The organism is Mucilaginibacter sp. P4_A11 (assembly GCF_056402535.1).
In genome coordinates, this window is the sequence record NZ_JBFUHE010000024.1 from 1 (window position 1) to 16,786 (window position 16,786).

The window sequence follows — 16,786 nt, forward strand, 5'->3', positions numbered from 1 at the left end:
TCTTTAGTAGGGTAAGCCCTGTTGAAACCATCAAGGTTATCACCATCAACATAGTTTTGAGTGTAACCCAAATCTAAGGCAACAGCGTCGCTTAAACGGAATTTAACACCTGCACCTACAGGGATAACCAATTCTTTTACGTAGTGGGTTCCATCAGTACCGTTGTTTTTAAAGKGAGCTGTAACGTTACCGCCACCGTTATTYCTTGTAATTGTTGGGTCATAGATAGCTAAACCACCACCTGCTTTGAAGTAGAAGTTAACAGCATTTTTACGACGGATGAAATCGATAGTAGCAACGTTAACAACCGCGCTTAAGCTTGCCTGCCAAAATTTGGTRTCGTAGCTAACATAAGTATCACGGTAAGTACCAGCATCCGAAACAGGGTTTTCACCTTTAATTTTACCACCGTTCAGGTCTAATTGTAAAGCAAATGAATGAGCTAATTGCTCTTTCAATGAAATACCGTAGCCAAGGCTGATCTTTTTCTTTTGGAAATCRGAAGAACCACCGGTTGCCAGCGACTGTGAAGTTGCGCCGCCATTGATACCGATGCTAAATTTCCTGTACTGGCCTAAACCACCAAATACCTTAGCGCTGCCGTTAGTTAAGGATTGTGTAGAATCGGTTATAGCTTTAGTGGTGCCGGGTTCACTTTGGGCATATGCTGTTCCAAAGTAAGCCAATGATAATATCACTGTGGTTAGGTAGGTTTTTATCATGATATGCCCGGGTTGTTTTTTAGCTAAGTTATTATTTTTTTATATATTTAAAAATCTGAAAATAAGGCAATTGTGTTTAATTGTGGCGATAAATAAATAATCTGTAGATAAAAAATATGATGAAGAATCCTTTCGGTTTCTTGAAAAGATTAAACTTTAAGAATAACAGTCTCGAGAAATTTAAACTCTTGAATCGGGCCGTTTTTATGCTGCTCATTTTAATGCTGGTTTTTTATTTTGTAAAGAGCGCTGTAAGTTACCGGTTCGATACAAAAAATGCCCAAAGCTACCTGGGCATCTTAAAACAGAATTATGTTGCAAAATCAGGCGCTGCTCCCGGCGATCCTCTGACAATAAGCTGGGCCGACCTGAAAAAGCTCGATACCGCAGTAAATAACCCATTAACAAAGGCAAAATATGCTCCTGTATCTGTAAGTAATATTATAGATAGCAGCGGCCGGGATTCGGCAAAAATCACATTTCCGGAAATCGCTAATGATAGTTTTGCAGGCCTTACAGGTGTTAGCAGTGTATCATACAAATGGCTGGCCGATACCGCGAGTCGGCAGGTGCAAGGCTATTATGCACTTAATTTTGATCAGTTCGTACTGCGCGGTGCTTTTGCCAGCGATGCCCAGGTTAGCATTATTTGGGCAATTACCTTCATGTTCATGCTGTTTTTAGTGATGAACAGTATTCATTACTATAACCATATTATTGATCAAAAGAAAATTCAAGCCGAGCAGGATAAATTAAGGTAAGATGTATTGGAAGGAACCCAGGCTTCGCCGGTTTGGGAGCTTGCGCAGATTACACTTAATAAATACTATCAGCGAAACCTGCTTCAAAACAATTGGATATTTTATGTAAGCGTAGTTGTAATGATAGCAGGCTTCGGGTTGATCATGTACGGGGTTGGCAATGCCTACGGTCCCAAAAATGATAAAACAGCCGAATTTATAGCAGCAGGATCAGGCGTTATAGTTCAGTTTATTGGGGCTACTTTTTTAGTGGTATACAATTCAACTATTACTCAGGCTGCCCAGTATACCACTTCGTTACAAAAACTGAGCACTATAGGTACATCAATTAAGATATTGGATAGTATCATATTAGATAATGCCAAGAAAATGGAAGGCGATATAGAATTTATAAAAACCATCACCAACGCAAAAATAGACCTGGCCAAATCTCTCATAGAACAATCGAAATCATAAAAAAATTTGATTGCGATAAGCAGCAGGTTTATTTATCCTGACATTTATTGCTTATCAAATTCAAATAATGGTATTGTTTGAAATAGAAATGATATTCTTAATCTATTGATTTTTAGCTAATTTTTAATCTGATGTTATTGACATTTGTTTATCATATTCAATAATCGGGCTGTTTTTGTTTTCGGTTTATAATTAGCTTTGTTAGTAAAGAGGTACGGCTATGAAAACAGTAACTGTTGAAGATTTTTATAAAAATGCTGCCAAACATTCAGATAGCGCGGTAGCAGATCTGCTTCCGGTTGATATCAATAAAGAAATAGGTCACTTTAACGTATTTAATGTTAGTGAGATATTTAATAAAGTGAAAAAAGATCCTTCATACGTGCCTTATAACAGGAGGCTATACTATAAGATAAACCTGGTGAGGGGCCGCAACGTTGCCGAATATGCAGATAAGGTGATCAATATCGAAAAAAATGCTTTGGTATTCGGTACGCCAAAAATTCCTTATGGCTGGAAACCGCAGGATATGGATCAGTCGGGGATGTTTTGCATTTTTACTGATGCTTTTTTAGTGCAATCGAAAAGCGGTGTGGTATTGGATGCGCTGCCAATCTTTAGCCCCGGCGGCTGCCCTGTGTTCGAGCTTACCGACGAGCAGGCAGATGAGTTATCTTCCATTTTTAAAAAGATGCAGCAGGAATTAGCATCAGATTATCTGTATAAATATGATCTGATCAGGAACTATCTACTGGAGTTGATTCATTATGGTCAAAAGTTGCAGCCCTTTACCAACTACAGTAATAGCCATAATGCATCGGCGAGGGTGTCATCGCTATTTATTGAGCTGCTGGAAAGGCAATTCCCCATAGCATCGCCCGATCAAAAGATCATCCTCCGTACTGCTAAAGACTATGCCGACAGGCTCGCTGTGCATAGTAACCATCTTAATAAGGTGTTAAAAGAAAGCACCGGGAAAACCACAACCGAGCACATAGCCGGCCGGCTTATCCAGGAGGCCCGAATCCTGCTCAAACAAACTAACTGGAATATCTCAGAAATAGCCTACAGCCTGGGCTTTGAACAGTTATCGCATTTTTCCAGCTTCTTTAAAAAGCAAACATCATTATCGCCAGTAGAAGTTAGGAATTTGGCGGGGTGAGGTTAGTTATTTTGTATATAGGCTTTTATTTGAAATTTGTATATTTACGTATATGACTACAATAACATTAGAGGTACCGGATAGTCTTGGAGAGCATCAGTATGATACTGTGCGGTTTATTGCGGCTAAATTGTACGAATCGGGGAAGTTATCTCTTGGGCAAGCAGCTGAAATGGTTAGTTTATCAAAGCGTACTTTTGCCGAGTTGTTACCTGATTATAATGTTGCATTATTAAACTACCCTGTATCTGAAATGCTAAGCGATGCAGATAACATATGAGATTGTTATAGCGGATACTACCTGTTTTATATTACTTGATAAAATTGGTGAATTAAATCTTTTAAAACTGTTATTTGGTTCCGTAGTGACTACAACAGTTATAGCTTCGGAGTTTGGGGAGCCATTGCCTGAGTGGGTTCGAATAAAAGAAGTTAAAGATGTTGTCTTTCAAGACACGCTCGATGTTGATAGGGGCTAAGCCAGTGCAATTGCTCTCGCTATTGAATCTCTTCCTTCATTAATTGTCCTGGACGATGACAAAGCACGAAAAAAAGCCAGAAAACTGCAATTGAATGTTACCGGTACATTAGGCCTTTTTTTGAAAGCAAAACGAGAAGGAATTATCCCAGACGTAAGATCAATGCTCAATAAAGTTCAGGAAACAAATTTTCATTATTCTGAAAATGTTTTTAATGAGATCCTAAAATTGGCTGGGGAGTAATTATTGCTATTGCTGCGTTAAAACTAAGTTCATCACTTTACAAATCATCATCCTGCGTTAAAAGAAAAAGCTTGTCATTGTTGATAATGCTGATCTTTTTGCCATTGGTACTGATCAGTTGTTCCTGTATCAGCTCATTAACCACCCTGAAAACAGTTTCGTAGGTAGCGCCGGCGTATGAGGCCAGGTCCTGGCGGGTAAGTTCTACATCAATATGGCCATCGGGATTTGTACCAAACTGGTCCTTCAGGCTTATGAGGGCCTGGGCTACGCGGCCCTTTACCGGCATGTGGGCAAGGTTGCGCATTTTACGTTCGGCTTCCTGTAGTTCATCGGCAAAAAATAACATTAACTGGTAGGTGAACTGAGGGTTTACTTTTAAAGTAGCCTCAAAAAACTCCATATCAATGTAACATATAATGCCTGCTTCTAAAGCCGTAGCCGAAATAGGGTAGTGGGTGGCATGTTTACCCAATACGCGATGGCCAAAAATAGCTCCCTTGTTGGCAAAGCGGATAATAAGCTCTTTATCAGCCCCCCATTTTTTATGAACTTTTACATTGCCTTCATAAACAAAGTAAATCCCTTTCACCGGGTCGCCTTCACTGAAAATAACCTGCCCCTTTTTTACGCTAAAGTTTTTTTTGTTGGCTGCAATTGCCGGCAGCCATTCTTTTATACAACCCTTACATAAAAAACAGGTGTTATTATCGCACTGGATATTTCTTTTCATTCAAATCTTTGTCAATCAGTCAACGTCTGTTGTAAAAATATCAATGAAAATTGTATTTTTTGTTAAAATATTGAAATTTCTATAATTTTTTTTGATGATTGTTAATTTTTTGTGTTTTTGTTATGTTTTGTTGGAGGGTAAAACGCGTGTAAGTTGATTTTTTTATTCGTTATGTATTTATGAAATGCTTTTTTTTAGATAGGGATAAATTTTTTCTGTTTAAATTGATTTTTAATTAGGTAGTTATAGCTGTTTGGCTGTTTTTAATGAAAACTAAAAATAGAATGTACGGGGCTTAAACCGGATTGCCTTATATTATCCCATTCTTTACAGCAAACATTACCAGGCCTGCGGTATTGCGTACCCCCACTTTATCAATCAGCCGTTGCCTGATGCCTTCAACCGAACGTGGGCTAAGAAAAAGTTGTTGTCCCATTTCGTTGGCTGTTTTTTCGGCACAAATCAGTTTCAACACATCCTGTTCCCGTTCGGTAAGTTCAACCCCCTCTTTAAATGATGGCTTGATGTTGCCCTTCATTACCAGTTTTTTTAACAATGCGTTACTTACAATATTGTTAAAGTAGTAGCCTGTTTCGTGTACCGAATATATTGCTTTCCTGATCTCTTCAGCTTCGGCATTTTTTAACAGGTATCCGTTGGCGCCAATCTCCATTAAGTGGATCACAAACTTTTCGTCGTCGTACATGGTTACCACTAAAATTTTCATATCGGGATATTTTTTTTTAATGACCTTGGTGGCCTCCATGCCATCCATAACAGGCATTTTAAGGTCCATGATAATCACATCGGGCATATCGGTTTCTATACCCTTTATCAGGTCTTCACCATCCGCTGCCTCAAGCATTACTTCCAGGTTCTCATCCTGGGTAAGGCCTATTTTAAGGCCGTCTCTGTATATGGTGTAGTCATCGGCTATGGCAATTTTTATAGGTTTCATCGCCTTGTTTTTGAAGTGTTATAATGGTTAAATAGTTGTTGCCCGCGGAATACTGATGTTAATGTAATATCCTTCGGGTTTGTAATTAAATGATACTTCGCCTTTCAATAAAATGATACGGGTTTGGATAGCTTTCAGGCCAAGGCCTTGTTTATTAAATTTCAGTTCTTCATACTGGGCATGGCTTAATCCTTTTCCGTTATGAAAAATACTGATGTTCAATGCATCCTGATTGTAGACGGATGTAATATGTATTTTTTGTGGCCTGGCGTGCTTAAGTATATTGTTCATTAGCTCCTGCACCATGCGATATATGCTGATATCATTTTCATTGGTTTGGGTTGTATATGAATTATCAAGATCTGTGGTAATAAATATGAGGTCGTTGTTGGCAATTTTTTCGGTAAAATGCCTGATCGCTTCATTTAGCCCAAACTCCTTCAGGATACTTGAATGCAAGTTGTGCGAAATGCCGCGCACCTGTTTGATAGCCATATCAAGCAGTTCCTGCCCTTTTTCATACCTTGGCTCGTTGTTTTTATCAATAACGTTGATCTTTACCCCCTGTAAATGCAGTTTTGAGGCCGATAAAATAGCGCCCACCTCATCATGCAGCTCTTCGGCAATACGATGGCGTTCGGTTTCCTCGCTGCGTACGGCTGCCTCAATAAGCTGGTTTTGCTGGGTTTGATGCAGTTTTTGTATTTTTTGCTGGTACTGGTATTTCTTACGCTGAAAAAATATAAAGATGAGTAAAATACTTGCGAATAAGGAAAGCATAACCGCAATGCCCATAAAGAGCAGGAGCCTGATGTCGTCATTCGTTTGTTTCATACAACCCCTTCGCTATAAATACACATAAAATGGTATACGTGAAATTGTGGATGTTCCACAGGTTTATGGCAAAATTGTGCAGGCGTATCGTAAATTCGTTATACAGCAAAAAAATGAAAAAATTTACCGTGTAGTAAATACCCAGGCCGGTAACTATCCAAAAGTCGGGCTGTTTTTTGCCTGGCTCTTCATCTTCAGTTATTTTAAACAAGTAATACTGCATACAATAAAACATCATAATTATTGCCTCAAATGATAGTAGCCTGCTGCTCAATTGCCCGTAATCAAAAAAGTTTTGATAAAGGCTAAAATTGATGAGCACAAACCCTAAGAAAATATATGGCGCTACCCTTTTTGTTTTGGATAAAAACTGTTGGTTTAGCTTTATAAAAAATGAGCTGAACAATAACAGCCTGATTACAGAATGTACATTATACAAATAATTATTGGTGTTATATGGACGCGGCAGAACCGTTTTTAACTTCCATATTACATCAATAATTATATTGATTGCCAATGCAGCCCATAAATAAGTAATAACAGGTTTATTAAAAACAGGCTGTTTTTTTTTAAAACAGAGAATGGCCAAAGGAATGAGCAGTGCCCAAACCTCCGACCAGTCAGATATGCCTTTAATTAGCTGTTCCATTTGCAACAGTTTTTTGGCTGTAATTACATTTTTGCCGGGGGGGATGGGTTCGAATCGATATCCTTTGTATCCGCATCAGCATAATTGATCAGTTTATCATCCTTTACCAAACCTATGGCATATACAAGGTGCTGATTTGAGGCCAGTATCTTGGGTGTAAAAACAAGGTAATCATAATCCCGCTTCCCGCCACTATCTGTAGATATTACGGCAATTATAGCTTTTTTGGTAAGATACGTATTGCCTAAAACTACGGGGCCGGTTAAGTTAACCAGCGTATCTTTTGCAACAGCAAGTGTATCGGGATGCAGCGGGTTAAGATAGTTGCCGGCGGTATCAAGAATGTACGATACAAGCTGATATGATTTTTTAACATCATCAACCTGCGGGCTGTAAAACTGGAAAATGAAGCTGTCAGTTGTTGATGAATCAAGCCAGTGATTAACCTGCGCGGCGGTATATTTTACCTGGGCAAATTTGGTAGACTGCTTGCATGATGTCATAGCAAAAAATAGGCAAATGACGCTTGCCACCGCAATTGGTCGCAAAAAGTTAAGGGGTCGTTTTTTCATGATATTATAGGTTTAATATTCAGGTAATATAGTAGTATTATTTGTACTTTGTATTGATAATAATAAATTATATAAGTGAGAAATTATTTATACTACTGTGAAAAAATTTCTCACTAATTATTTAATGTTCGCTTTGATTTTTGCATGATTTCTTATGAAGCAAAGTTAGTAGGTGTGAAATTGTGTGAAAGGGTGTTTTTATGGTTTGTATACGTATAAATACTTATTTTTTTTAATCGGTATTTATTCGCTAATAAGCCTGTTTAAATAAGCGGAGGTTTGTATTGTGATAAGCGGAGAAGAAAAACCGGTTAAGAGGCGCTCGGTCTTTTTTGCTTTAACACAAGGAGCTAACCCGAAAATCCTTTAAAGAGTAGGGGCATTTATTTATCCTATAACCCTTTTAGTCATGGCAATTAACAGTGAATTTCTCTCCACCTCGCAGGAGATCATCAACATCCAGGTAGTTATCGATACTGATGCTATCACTACCGATTATCCAAAGCCAAGCCAGGATCCTAATAATCCTACTGGCCTGCCTCACAGCTACATGTATATGGTGGCTACCCGCGGCAATACCATTACCGGTTCGGGTGGCGCTGACTTAAATATCAAGGCTGACGTAGGCGATGTTATACGCTGGTATGCGGTATCAGAGTATGGTAACTTTGATTCGGCTGTAGTTATTTACAAATTAGCATGGTATGCACAAGATGTTGTATTTGATGGCGAAACGTTCAATGTATACAATCGTACAGGTATTTTACCAACCAATGGTACTGCGCTTCCTGTTGGTTTTTCGGATCAAAACTTTTGGTTTAACCAGGCCAACGTTGTTAAAAAAGGTACTGAACAATACAACGTTCAGTTTGCTCTTTATGTGCGCCAAAGAGGGATTGCTAACCCGGTATTATTTGGTTACTACTACTGGGATCCAACCGTTACCGTACAAAGCTAATCCTTTGCAAACCTGAATTTAAAAAAGGAACAGGCATAGATCCGGTTTATCATGAAATGGTAACGGGTTTGTGCCTGTTTAGCGTTTTACAGAATTGATTATAGAGTAATTTACCATGAGTGGTATAAATCATAATAAATGCTGTTATATTAGTTTGGCCAAAATCAAGCTGATATGGAAGATACAGTACAAATTATAGAGGTTAAAAACCCAATACGGGTTATTGGAAAAGCATTTACAGGAAGCTATGCAGACGCTTCATTGTACGTTACATCTGTGCAAAATGAATTGGCGTCGGCCGGGGTTCCTTTTATTCCGTATAAAATTTGTGGCATTTATTATGATGATCCGCAGGTTATACCAGCTGCCGAGCAAAGGAGTTTTCAAGGAGTAGTATCAGAAGGGAATACGGATCTTTCAGCAACATCACTTACCGCTATAGATATAGCCGGGTTATTTGTATACACTAAAGTTACCGGCGACCCAATGCAATCTATTATGAAAGGCTACAGCGATTTGTTTGCTTATATCCAGGCGCACCAAACCCAATTAAAATCAACCGCAGGCTATCAGATCCTGACCTTTGCAGAAGGACAGGTAGTTACTGAGATCTACATGGCAATTTAGTAAGATGTCGGAGAACTAAGTTCCTTATTTGGTTTTATCCTCTGCGCCTTTACTGTCATCTCCGTTGTTGTTTTCATTTCCAGCGGTGGTTGAATCATGCTGCTCTGTTTGTTGGTCTTTGGTGGGTTCGGTAGCTTTTAAGCCTGCGTAAGTACCTGCGCTTATACCCATCATCAACAGAATATTATTGTCAAAATCGGCCAACAGGTTTGATGATACTGTTCTTTGGATAAAGATTAACCCAAACAAAACATTGAACATCACATTTTGAAGACGCTGAATGTTGATGCTACTCCTATCAGACAGGATATCGTGAAAAAAGCCTTCGCTGTGTGCTTTGGGATCAATTTCTGTTTTGGGCTTCTGATCGTTTTCTATAACCTTGCCCGCGGCCATAGTTGCGGCACTGATACCCAGGATAGCCAGCAATGAACCCGGAATATCGGGTAGCGCCCCGGTTTCGTTGCAGATGTACAGATAAGCCCCGGAAAAAATCACCGTCCAGTACAAAAGTTGTGTGCGACTGAGGCTGTAGTACATATTGGCATCGTCTTTTAAAATGTTATTCTTCAGGCCCATCGCCAGGAAACCGGCCATAACAACGGCCATTATCCACACCCAAACCCGGTTTATTTTTTGTTTAACCTCAAGCTGGGTTTTGATCAGGCCTTTGGTAATATAACCATGCGAATCACCTACCGAAAAATATACAGGGATACGCGCTTTGTCGATAGATTTACTGGCCAAAAACTGAACGGCAAGGTTTTGTACTGATTCATCTATCTTAAAATAAATTATCTTTTCATACTCATTACTGCTCCAAAAAGCTGTTTCCCCAACTTTTATATCGTCTACATAAAGAGTTTTGAATGAATCAATAGGAAGCTTGGTTTTTATCCTGATAGCAATGATCTCATTGAGTCGGGCGGAGTCTTTTCGTCCGCTCAAATTGGTGATACTTATAATTGAATCGGGAAGGTGGGTAGTTTTAGCAACAGAATCAGTTTTCGGGATGTCTTTTTTTATACTATCGCCTGCTCCCGTCTGAGCATAAACCCATATAGGAGCTATAAATATAGAGGCACTTGCCAATAATTTAAAAAGATGCTTTTTAAAAGAAGGGGGCAGCAACAGCAGTGAAACCATTACCGCAAAAAGTAGAAACAAGGCCATGGGTTTAAGATTTGTTGCCTACTCTTTGATCCCTTTTTCGGCACACAGGTATTAATTGGAAATCAAATTTAATTATTAAATGAATAAAATGAATACCTGATGGTAGGTATTTTTAGTTTTAATTAATTGACAGTTAGTTTATTGTGCTGCTGATTATTGGTGTTAAGCAATAGTATTAATGTAAAATCCATGTTATAGTATAGAATCGGCAACAAAAGGTTAATATATCATTATACCATGCCCTTGCCGCAGCGTTATTTTTAGCCATGCAAGTATAGTATTGCGTATTACCGGTTAACCACTATCCTGATGAGATCTAAATTTAACTTCGCTGCGTTTATCGCCGCCTGCTGTTTATTACCATGCTTTTTGTATGCCCAGGTTAAACCTGCCGCTAATTTAATGAAGCTTAACGCGCAGGAATATCTTGAATATAAAGGTGTAAATGTGATGCTTGCCCATGATTTTTATCCCGAAGGGCACCAGGGCGGGGTAGGTATTATTCAAAACGGGCAGCGTGTTGGTACCAATGGCGATATAAGGTTGGAACCTACGCCGGGCCAATGGTCGCCCATACCCAAGGTAGGTAAACGGGTAATTAATAAAACTACTGGCGAGGTAAGCGTACGCATGGAATTTCCCAACCCGGATATGAACCGTCACGGCTTCAACCCCATTATTTATCCCGATCTCAACTTTGCTTACAATATCAGGGTAATCCCAGCAGGTAAAGCATTTAAAATTATAGTTGATTTAGATAAACCCTTACCCGATAACTGGATTGGTAAAGTAGGTTTTAACCTGGAATTATTCCCGGGGATCCTGTTTGGCAAATCGTACTATATGGATAAGCAGTTCGGCATTTTCCCACAGCAGGCAGATGGACAAACTTATATCGATAAAGAAGGCGAAACCCAGGTAACACCCATGGCAGAAGGTAAAAAGCTTACCATCGTCCCTGAAACCGATTTGCAACGCATGACCATCGAAAACCTTTCGGGCGGTAACCTGCAACTGCTCGATGGCAGGGCCAAACACAACAACGGCTGGTTTGTGGTACGCTCATTAGTAGCTAAAAGCGCTTCAAAAAATGCGATAGAATGGCTGGTAACACCAAATGCAGTAGACGGCTGGCAATCACAGCCGGTAGTACAGGTATCGCAGGTTGGTTATCACCCCGCCCAGCAAAAAATAGCTGTAATTGAACTGGATAAAAACGATAAAAAAGTATTGCCGATTTCTTTGATGAGGGTAGATGAAAACGGCGGACTGGTAACCGCTTTAAAAACCACACCCAACAATTGGGGGAATTTTTTGAGATACCATTACCTTCAATTTGATTTTACAAAGATCACCAAACCCGGTATGTATGTGGTAAAGTATGGCAGCTATCAAACTGAACCATTCCAGATCAGTACCGATGTATTTAAGAACGACGTGTGGCAGCCAACACTTTCCTACTTTTTGCCGATACAAATGTGCCACATGCGCGTTAACGAAAAGTACCGCGTATGGCATGGCCTGTGCCATATGGATGATGCCCGCATGGCGCCCATTGATTCTAACCATTTCGACGGATATATCCAGGGTCACAGTACACTTAATAAATATAAACCGGGAGATAATGTACCTTTCCTTGACCGTGGTGCCTGGCACGATGCCGGTGATTTTGACCTGAGGGTTGAATCGCAGGCCGAAACGGTGCATGGACTTACATTAGCTTACGAGGCTTTTGACGTAAAATATGATAATACCACTATCGACCAAAAGAATCACATTGTTGAGATCCATCAGCCCGACGGCAAGCCGGATATGCTGCAACAGATTGAACATGGCTTGCTCGCCATTACAGGTGGTTACCAGGCTATGGGTCGGTTTTACCGCGGTGTTATTGAGCCAACTATCAGGCAATATACCATTTTGGGCGATGCCGCTAACATTACTGATAACAAGCCTTTTGTAACCAACGCTTCAAATACCGATCCGGTACTGAAAACCCCTGCCGCTGCTGATGACCGCTGGGTATTTACGGAGGATAATCCCGGTCGTTCATTAGAAACTGCCGCAGCGTTGGCCGCAGCCAGCCGTGTAATGAAAGGTTATAATGATACGCTTGCCACTCAGTGCCTGCAAATAGCACAGGAGGTATGGAAAAACACGGCCGATCAAAAGCTATCTCACCGCATAGCATTAGCAGTTGAGCTGTTCATTACCACAAAAGATAAAACCTATGCCGACTATTTGGTTAACAATACCGATGCAATAGCTAACAGCATTGATAACACAGGCTGGCTGGTTGGCCGTACCATGGGACTGATCAGTGATGCAAACTATCGCAGCAAAATAACTGAAGCTGTAAAAAAACTGTATACCAAAATTCAACAGCAGGGAACCAAAACCCCTTATGGCGTTCCGTACGAACCTAATATTTGGGGCGCGGGCTGGGGCATTCAAAACTTTGGCTATAAACAATACTTTTTATATGCCGGTTTCCCTTCGGTTTTTAGCGATACCTATATGCTGCATGCTATTGATTTTGTGCTGGGCTGCCATCCGGGTTCAAACACGGCTTCGTTTGTATCGGGCGTGGGCGCGAGATCAATGACCACGGCCTACGGATTTAACCGGGCCGACCGCTCGTATATTCCCGGCGGTATCACCTCCGGTACAGCGCTTATTCGTCCCGATTTTCCTGAATTGCTTAACTGGCCTTACCTATGGCAGCAAGGCGAATACGTTTTAGGCGGGGGCACAACCGATTACCTGTTTTTGGTTTTGGCGGCCGATCATGTATTAAATAAAAAGTAAGCTTATGAAATTGAAGATCACTTTGCTTTCGGTTTTAATAAGTATTGCGTCTGTTGTGTTGGCGCAAAACAGTAAGAGCGAAAAGCAGAAGATAGCCCATGAAATGCAAAAATCCATGGTTGATGAGCTGCTTAAGCCCTGGTATCCTGCCGCTATTGATACTGCCGATGGTGGTTTTTTGAGTGCGTTTACCTATGATTTTAAACCCACCGGTAACCAGGATAAAATGATAGTGACCCAGGCGCGCCATATTTGGAGCAACAGTAAGGCCGCCGAGCTTTTCCCCGGCAAAAAATATTACATAGCAGGGGCCCGCCATGGCTATGAATTTTTGCGGGATAAACTTTGGGATAAGCAGTACGGAGGCTTTTACATTTTTACGGATAAACAAGGCAACCCGAAGCAAGGCGGCTTTGCGCCTAAGGAAGCATATGGCAATTCCTTTGCTATCTACGCGCTTGCTGCGTATTACCAGGCCTCGGGCGATACCAGCGCGTTAAACCTGGCTAAACAAGGTTTTTGGTGGCTGGAGAAACATGCCCACGACCCCATGTATAAAGGTTACTATCAGCACATGCAACGTGACGGTACGCCTATTGTTAGGGATGCAAGCATAAACTCCACTGCCGAAACGGGTTATAAAGATCAAAACTCGTCCATTCACCTGCTGGAATCGTTTACCGAGCTTTATGGTGTATGGCCTGATAAACTGCTAAAAGAACGTTTGGAAGAAATGCTGCTGCTGGTGCGTGATAAGATCACCAATGACAAGGGTAACCTCATCCTGTTTTTTCAACCAGACTGGACGCCGGTTTCCTACCGCGATTCGAGCCTGGCGGTTTATAAACAGCATCATAGTCTTGATCATATCTCTTATGGCCACAATGTAGAAACGGCTTACCTGATGCTTGAAGCCTCACATGCTTTAGGCATAGAGAATGACGCCAAAACTCTACAGGTCGGCAAAAAAATGGTCGACGATGCGTTGGACAACGGCTGGGATAATAAAGTAGGTGGCTTTTATGACGAGGGTTATTACTTTAAAGATAAGCCCGGACTTATCATTACCGAAGATACCAAAAACTGGTGGGCACAGGCCGAGGGACTTAACACGCTGCTCATCATGGCTGCTAAATATCCGCAGGATAAGCACCAATACTTTGACAAGTTTAAAACCCTGTGGCAATATACCCAAACCTATCTCATTGACCACGAGCATGGCGACTGGTATCAGGGCGGTATTGATAAGCAACCTCAATATAAAACAGCCCTCAAAGGTCAGATCTGGAAAGGCACTTACCACACTTTCCGCGCGTTGATGAACTGCGTTATGCAGCTCGATCCGGATAAAGCTCTGCCCACTGCACCGAAACAAGTTAAATTGGTTAAAGCTACCGGTACTTTAAAATGGCAGGCTTCAACTGATAATAAGCGGGTGCTGGGTTATAATATTTACAGAAACGGGAAGCGAATAGGTTTTACACCGCTTAATCATTTTGAGGTGGATAAAGGCTTAACGAGTGGGCTAACAGTGAGGTCGGTTGATTTGGCTGGGAATCGGTCTGTTTTGGGTAAATGATCTAAATTAAAAGCTACAACACTTCAATAATGGTACAGATAAATAAATCGATTATTAGTTATAAAACCCTGTTATTGGTTTTGCTTTTTCTGGGGATGTTTGCCCGTGAGGCATCCGCCCAAACAGAGGTTGAGCCCTGGGGTAATATCACCGGTATCAGGGTACAAGGGCAGTTATTTGAGTTTGAAACCAGTTTGAGGGTTGTCGGCAAAGATTGGACAAAGCTGCACGCTACAGCCAAAGAAGAACAAAGCCCCAAATACCATCGGGAGGGTAAAACACAATTGGTTACAACCCGGATAGATAGCCTTTATTTTAATGAGCAGGTAGCCGATGGTGAACGTGGCAGTGCCATTGTGACCATTAATTTTATGCCCCATGCCGATACTACGCTTGCGGGTGTTTATTTTGTAGTGCGGATTCCCAAAGGGGATTATACCGGCGCTTCGATAAAGGTAAATACCGGTTGGGTTAGCCTGAGTACCTTGAAAGCCAACTCCGAAAACGAATACCTTAACGGCAATACACAGGCTGTCGAAATAAAATCGTTAAACCGCTGGCTTAAACTCACCTTAGATGAAGCTACGGAAGTATCGTTGCGGGCAGATACCGGCAAATTACATAAGGGGGATTACCTGCTGTACCTGCCCATTGTATCGGGCGATATTAAAAAAGGGCAGGGTATTGTTAAAACATATAATCTGACTGCATCAGGCAAAATTGATAACGCGCCGGTTACTTTAAAGCTCAACACGCTGCAAAGCGGCAGGCTTTTTGCCGGTTTCGGTGGTAATTTCAGGATCCAGAACCCCAAAACCGACCCGCAGGTGATTGACTACAGTCTTAATAACTTACGTGTAGCCTGGGGCCGGGTAGAAATGCCATGGCGCTTCTGGCAGCCGGAAAAAGATAGTGATCCAACTGAAAACTCGAAACACAACAAGCTGCACCCGGCAGTTCAAAAAGCCATGGAAATGGCGCAGCGTTTAAGTAAAATGAATATCCCGGTGATCCTGACGGCGTGGTCGGCGCCGGACTGGGCCATTGAGGGTAAAGCCCGGTTCAGGCACCAGCCCGGTGAGCCCTGGGGTAACTCGTTAAATTACAGTAATATCGATGCGGCTTATAAATCCATTGCCGATTATATCGTTTACCTGCACGATGCCTATGGTGTTGATGTAAAACTTTTTTCGTTTAATGAATCAGATCTGGGTATCAACATCCGTCAAACCGGTCTGCAACATGCCGATCTGATCAAGGGCCTCGGCGCTTATTTTGTATCAAGAGGATTAAAGACCAAATTGTTGCTGGGTGATAACTCTGATGCCACTACTTACGAATTTATTTACCCGGCCATGGCCGACCCGGCTGCACGGCAGTATATCGGCGCTATTTCTTTCCATTCGTGGCGGGGATGGGAAACGCCGATATTGCAGAAATGGGCTGATGCTGCCAAAAAAATGAACCTGCCGTTAATAGTAGGTGAGGGGAGTATTGACGCCGCCGCCTGGAACTACCCCGCCATTTTTGAAGAGCAAACCTACGCCCTTGAAGAAATTAACCTTTACACCCGCCTGCTGGCTATCTGTCAGCCACTCACCATACTGCAATGGCAACTCACTGCTGATTATTCGCCGCTTGTTGGCGGCGGTATTTTCGGCAATAATGCACCTTTAGCACCAACCCAACGCTTTTGGAACCTGAAACAATTAGCTTCAACACCTGCGGATGTTTACGCCATGCCTATCAGTACCAACGGTAAATACCTTTCGGTAGCAGCCCAAGGCAACAACGGTAAACATACCTATGTTGTGCATATGGTAAATAATGGTGCAACAAGGCAGGTTACCCTTAGCGGTTTGCCTCAAACGGTAAAGAAAGGTGTATTGTATTTAACGGATAAAGGGCATCAAATGGAGAAAACCCCGGTTGCGATAAGTAATGGCATAGCTAAGTTTAAGGTGGAGGCTACAAGTTATGTGACTTTGGTAGTGGGAAAATAGGATCCGGTTTCTGAAATCCCCGTCGTGCCGAATTTATCTTGGCATCTGGTATACCGAGTAATTGTGAAG

The 16,786-nt window shown here is 41.5% G+C and carries 15 protein-coding genes and 2 pseudogenes; 10 read left to right on the forward strand and 7 right to left on the reverse strand.

Annotation, left to right across the window (positions count from 1 at the left end):
• Nucleotides 1-722, reverse strand: a pseudogene (locus tag AC1DUD_RS29270) (OmpA family protein); the annotation flags it as partial.
• 116 nt (nucleotides 723-838) lie between these two features.
• Between AC1DUD_RS29270 and AC1DUD_RS29275 the strand changes: the two are divergent.
• From AC1DUD_RS29275 to AC1DUD_RS29295, 5 genes and pseudogenes are all read left to right on the forward strand, one after another.
• Nucleotides 839-1,483 (forward strand): hypothetical protein, encoded by a 645-nt coding sequence (locus tag AC1DUD_RS29275; protein ID WP_477381179.1) that lies wholly within the window; start codon nucleotides 839-841, stop codon nucleotides 1,481-1,483.
• A gap of 6 nt (nucleotides 1,484-1,489) precedes the next feature.
• A complete protein-coding gene (locus AC1DUD_RS29280; RefSeq protein WP_477381181.1) occupies nucleotides 1,490-1,939 on the forward strand; it encodes a TRADD-N-associated membrane domain-containing protein in 450 nt (149 codons plus the stop codon).
• Nucleotides 1,940-2,159: 220 nt separating this feature from the next.
• Nucleotides 2,160-3,101, forward strand: coding sequence for a helix-turn-helix domain-containing protein (locus tag AC1DUD_RS29285; protein WP_477381183.1), 942 nt, complete (start codon nucleotides 2,160-2,162; stop codon nucleotides 3,099-3,101).
• Nucleotides 3,102-3,153: 52 nt separating this feature from the next.
• Complete coding sequence (locus tag AC1DUD_RS29290) at nucleotides 3,154-3,381, forward strand: UPF0175 family protein (protein WP_477381185.1); 228 nt, start codon at nucleotides 3,154-3,156, stop codon at nucleotides 3,379-3,381.
• A pseudogene (locus AC1DUD_RS29295) lies at nucleotides 3,365-3,823 on the forward strand (PIN domain-containing protein). Before AC1DUD_RS29290 ends, AC1DUD_RS29295 begins: the two are co-directional and overlap by 17 nt.
• A gap of 37 nt (nucleotides 3,824-3,860) precedes the next feature.
• On the opposite strand, the gene AC1DUD_RS29300 reads toward AC1DUD_RS29295, so the two are convergent.
• The 5 genes from AC1DUD_RS29300 to AC1DUD_RS29320 all read right to left on the reverse strand — a co-directional run bounded on the left by AC1DUD_RS29300 (nucleotide 3,861) and on the right by AC1DUD_RS29320 (nucleotide 7,569).
• On the reverse strand, nucleotides 3,861-4,556 hold the full coding sequence (locus AC1DUD_RS29300) for a Crp/Fnr family transcriptional regulator (RefSeq protein ID WP_330858807.1): 696 nt from the start codon (nucleotides 4,554-4,556) through the stop codon (nucleotides 3,861-3,863).
• A gap of 310 nt (nucleotides 4,557-4,866) precedes the next feature.
• Entirely contained in the window at nucleotides 4,867-5,514 is a 648-nt protein-coding gene (locus tag AC1DUD_RS29305; RefSeq protein WP_330858806.1) for a response regulator transcription factor, read from the reverse strand.
• Nucleotides 5,515-5,541: 27 nt separating this feature from the next.
• On the reverse strand, nucleotides 5,542-6,348 hold the full coding sequence (locus tag AC1DUD_RS29310) for a sensor histidine kinase (RefSeq protein ID WP_477381188.1): 807 nt from the start codon (nucleotides 6,346-6,348) through the stop codon (nucleotides 5,542-5,544).
• On the reverse strand, nucleotides 6,332-6,997 hold the full coding sequence (locus AC1DUD_RS29315) for a hypothetical protein (RefSeq protein WP_477381190.1): 666 nt from the start codon (nucleotides 6,995-6,997) through the stop codon (nucleotides 6,332-6,334). The genes AC1DUD_RS29310 and AC1DUD_RS29315 overlap by 17 nt, the downstream gene beginning before the upstream one ends.
• A 23-nt stretch (nucleotides 6,998-7,020) precedes the next feature.
• The gene (locus AC1DUD_RS29320) at nucleotides 7,021-7,569 is read right to left on the reverse strand and encodes a hypothetical protein (protein WP_477381192.1); all 549 of its coding nucleotides are present in this window, start codon (nucleotides 7,567-7,569) and stop codon (nucleotides 7,021-7,023) included.
• A 409-nt stretch (nucleotides 7,570-7,978) separates the two neighbouring features.
• Here AC1DUD_RS29320 and AC1DUD_RS29325 point away from each other — a divergent pair, with 409 nt between their 5' ends.
• Nucleotides 7,979-8,527, forward strand: a complete 549-nt coding sequence (locus AC1DUD_RS29325) for an inclusion body family protein (RefSeq protein WP_477381194.1) — start codon at nucleotides 7,979-7,981, stop codon at nucleotides 8,525-8,527.
• 174 nt (nucleotides 8,528-8,701) lie between these two features.
• Nucleotides 8,702-9,154: a hypothetical protein gene (locus AC1DUD_RS29330; protein WP_477381196.1), complete on the forward strand. Its 453-nt coding sequence runs from the start codon at nucleotides 8,702-8,704 to the stop codon at nucleotides 9,152-9,154.
• Nucleotides 9,155-9,178: 24 nt separating this feature from the next.
• Here the strand turns inward: AC1DUD_RS29330 and AC1DUD_RS29335 are convergent, their stop codons facing one another.
• Nucleotides 9,179-10,327, reverse strand: a complete 1,149-nt coding sequence (locus AC1DUD_RS29335; RefSeq protein ID WP_477381198.1) for a hypothetical protein — start codon at nucleotides 10,325-10,327, stop codon at nucleotides 9,179-9,181.
• A 309-nt stretch (nucleotides 10,328-10,636) separates the two neighbouring features.
• Here AC1DUD_RS29335 and AC1DUD_RS29340 point away from each other — a divergent pair, with 309 nt between their 5' ends.
• The 3 genes from AC1DUD_RS29340 to AC1DUD_RS29350 are packed head-to-tail and all read left to right on the forward strand — an operon-like array spanning nucleotide 10,637 to nucleotide 16,717.
• Entirely contained in the window at nucleotides 10,637-13,135 is a 2,499-nt protein-coding gene (locus AC1DUD_RS29340; RefSeq protein ID WP_477381200.1) for a glycoside hydrolase family 9 protein, read from the forward strand.
• A gap of 4 nt (nucleotides 13,136-13,139) precedes the next feature.
• The gene (locus AC1DUD_RS29345; protein ID WP_477381202.1) at nucleotides 13,140-14,714 is read left to right on the forward strand and encodes an AGE family epimerase/isomerase; all 1,575 of its coding nucleotides are present in this window, start codon (nucleotides 13,140-13,142) and stop codon (nucleotides 14,712-14,714) included.
• Between the two features lie 29 nt (nucleotides 14,715-14,743).
• On the forward strand, nucleotides 14,744-16,717 hold the full coding sequence (locus AC1DUD_RS29350; protein WP_477381204.1) for a glycoside hydrolase: 1,974 nt from the start codon (nucleotides 14,744-14,746) through the stop codon (nucleotides 16,715-16,717).
• The last annotated feature ends 69 nt before the right edge of the window (nucleotides 16,718-16,786 follow it).

What these genes read in the sequence shown, in the direction of transcription:
- AC1DUD_RS29330 (WP_477381196.1), top strand. Translation starts at nt 8,702, where the DNA reads ATGGAAGATACAGTACAAATTATAGAGGTTAAAAACCCAATACGGGTT.
- AC1DUD_RS29350 (WP_477381204.1), top strand. Translation starts at nt 14,744, where the DNA reads ATGGTACAGATAAATAAATCGATTATTAGTTATAAAACCCTGTTATTG.
- AC1DUD_RS29345 (WP_477381202.1), top strand. Translation starts at nt 13,140, where the DNA reads ATGAAATTGAAGATCACTTTGCTTTCGGTTTTAATAAGTATTGCGTCT.
- AC1DUD_RS29315 (WP_477381190.1), bottom strand. Translation starts at nt 6,997, where the DNA reads ATGGAACAGCTAATTAAAGGCATATCTGACTGGTCGGAGGTTTGGGCA.
- AC1DUD_RS29285 (WP_477381183.1), top strand. Translation starts at nt 2,160, where the DNA reads ATGAAAACAGTAACTGTTGAAGATTTTTATAAAAATGCTGCCAAACAT.
- AC1DUD_RS29325 (WP_477381194.1), top strand. Translation starts at nt 7,979, where the DNA reads ATGGCAATTAACAGTGAATTTCTCTCCACCTCGCAGGAGATCATCAAC.
- AC1DUD_RS29275 (WP_477381179.1), top strand. Translation starts at nt 839, where the DNA reads ATGATGAAGAATCCTTTCGGTTTCTTGAAAAGATTAAACTTTAAGAAT.
- AC1DUD_RS29300 (WP_330858807.1), bottom strand. Translation starts at nt 4,556, where the DNA reads ATGAAAAGAAATATCCAGTGCGATAATAACACCTGTTTTTTATGTAAG.
- AC1DUD_RS29335 (WP_477381198.1), bottom strand. Translation starts at nt 10,327, where the DNA reads ATGGCCTTGTTTCTACTTTTTGCGGTAATGGTTTCACTGCTGTTGCTG.
- AC1DUD_RS29340 (WP_477381200.1), top strand. Translation starts at nt 10,637, where the DNA reads ATGAGATCTAAATTTAACTTCGCTGCGTTTATCGCCGCCTGCTGTTTA.
- AC1DUD_RS29290 (WP_477381185.1), top strand. Translation starts at nt 3,154, where the DNA reads ATGACTACAATAACATTAGAGGTACCGGATAGTCTTGGAGAGCATCAG.
- AC1DUD_RS29305 (WP_330858806.1), bottom strand. Translation starts at nt 5,514, where the DNA reads ATGAAACCTATAAAAATTGCCATAGCCGATGACTACACCATATACAGA.
- AC1DUD_RS29320 (WP_477381192.1), bottom strand. Translation starts at nt 7,569, where the DNA reads ATGAAAAAACGACCCCTTAACTTTTTGCGACCAATTGCGGTGGCAAGC.
- AC1DUD_RS29310 (WP_477381188.1), bottom strand. Translation starts at nt 6,348, where the DNA reads ATGAAACAAACGAATGACGACATCAGGCTCCTGCTCTTTATGGGCATT.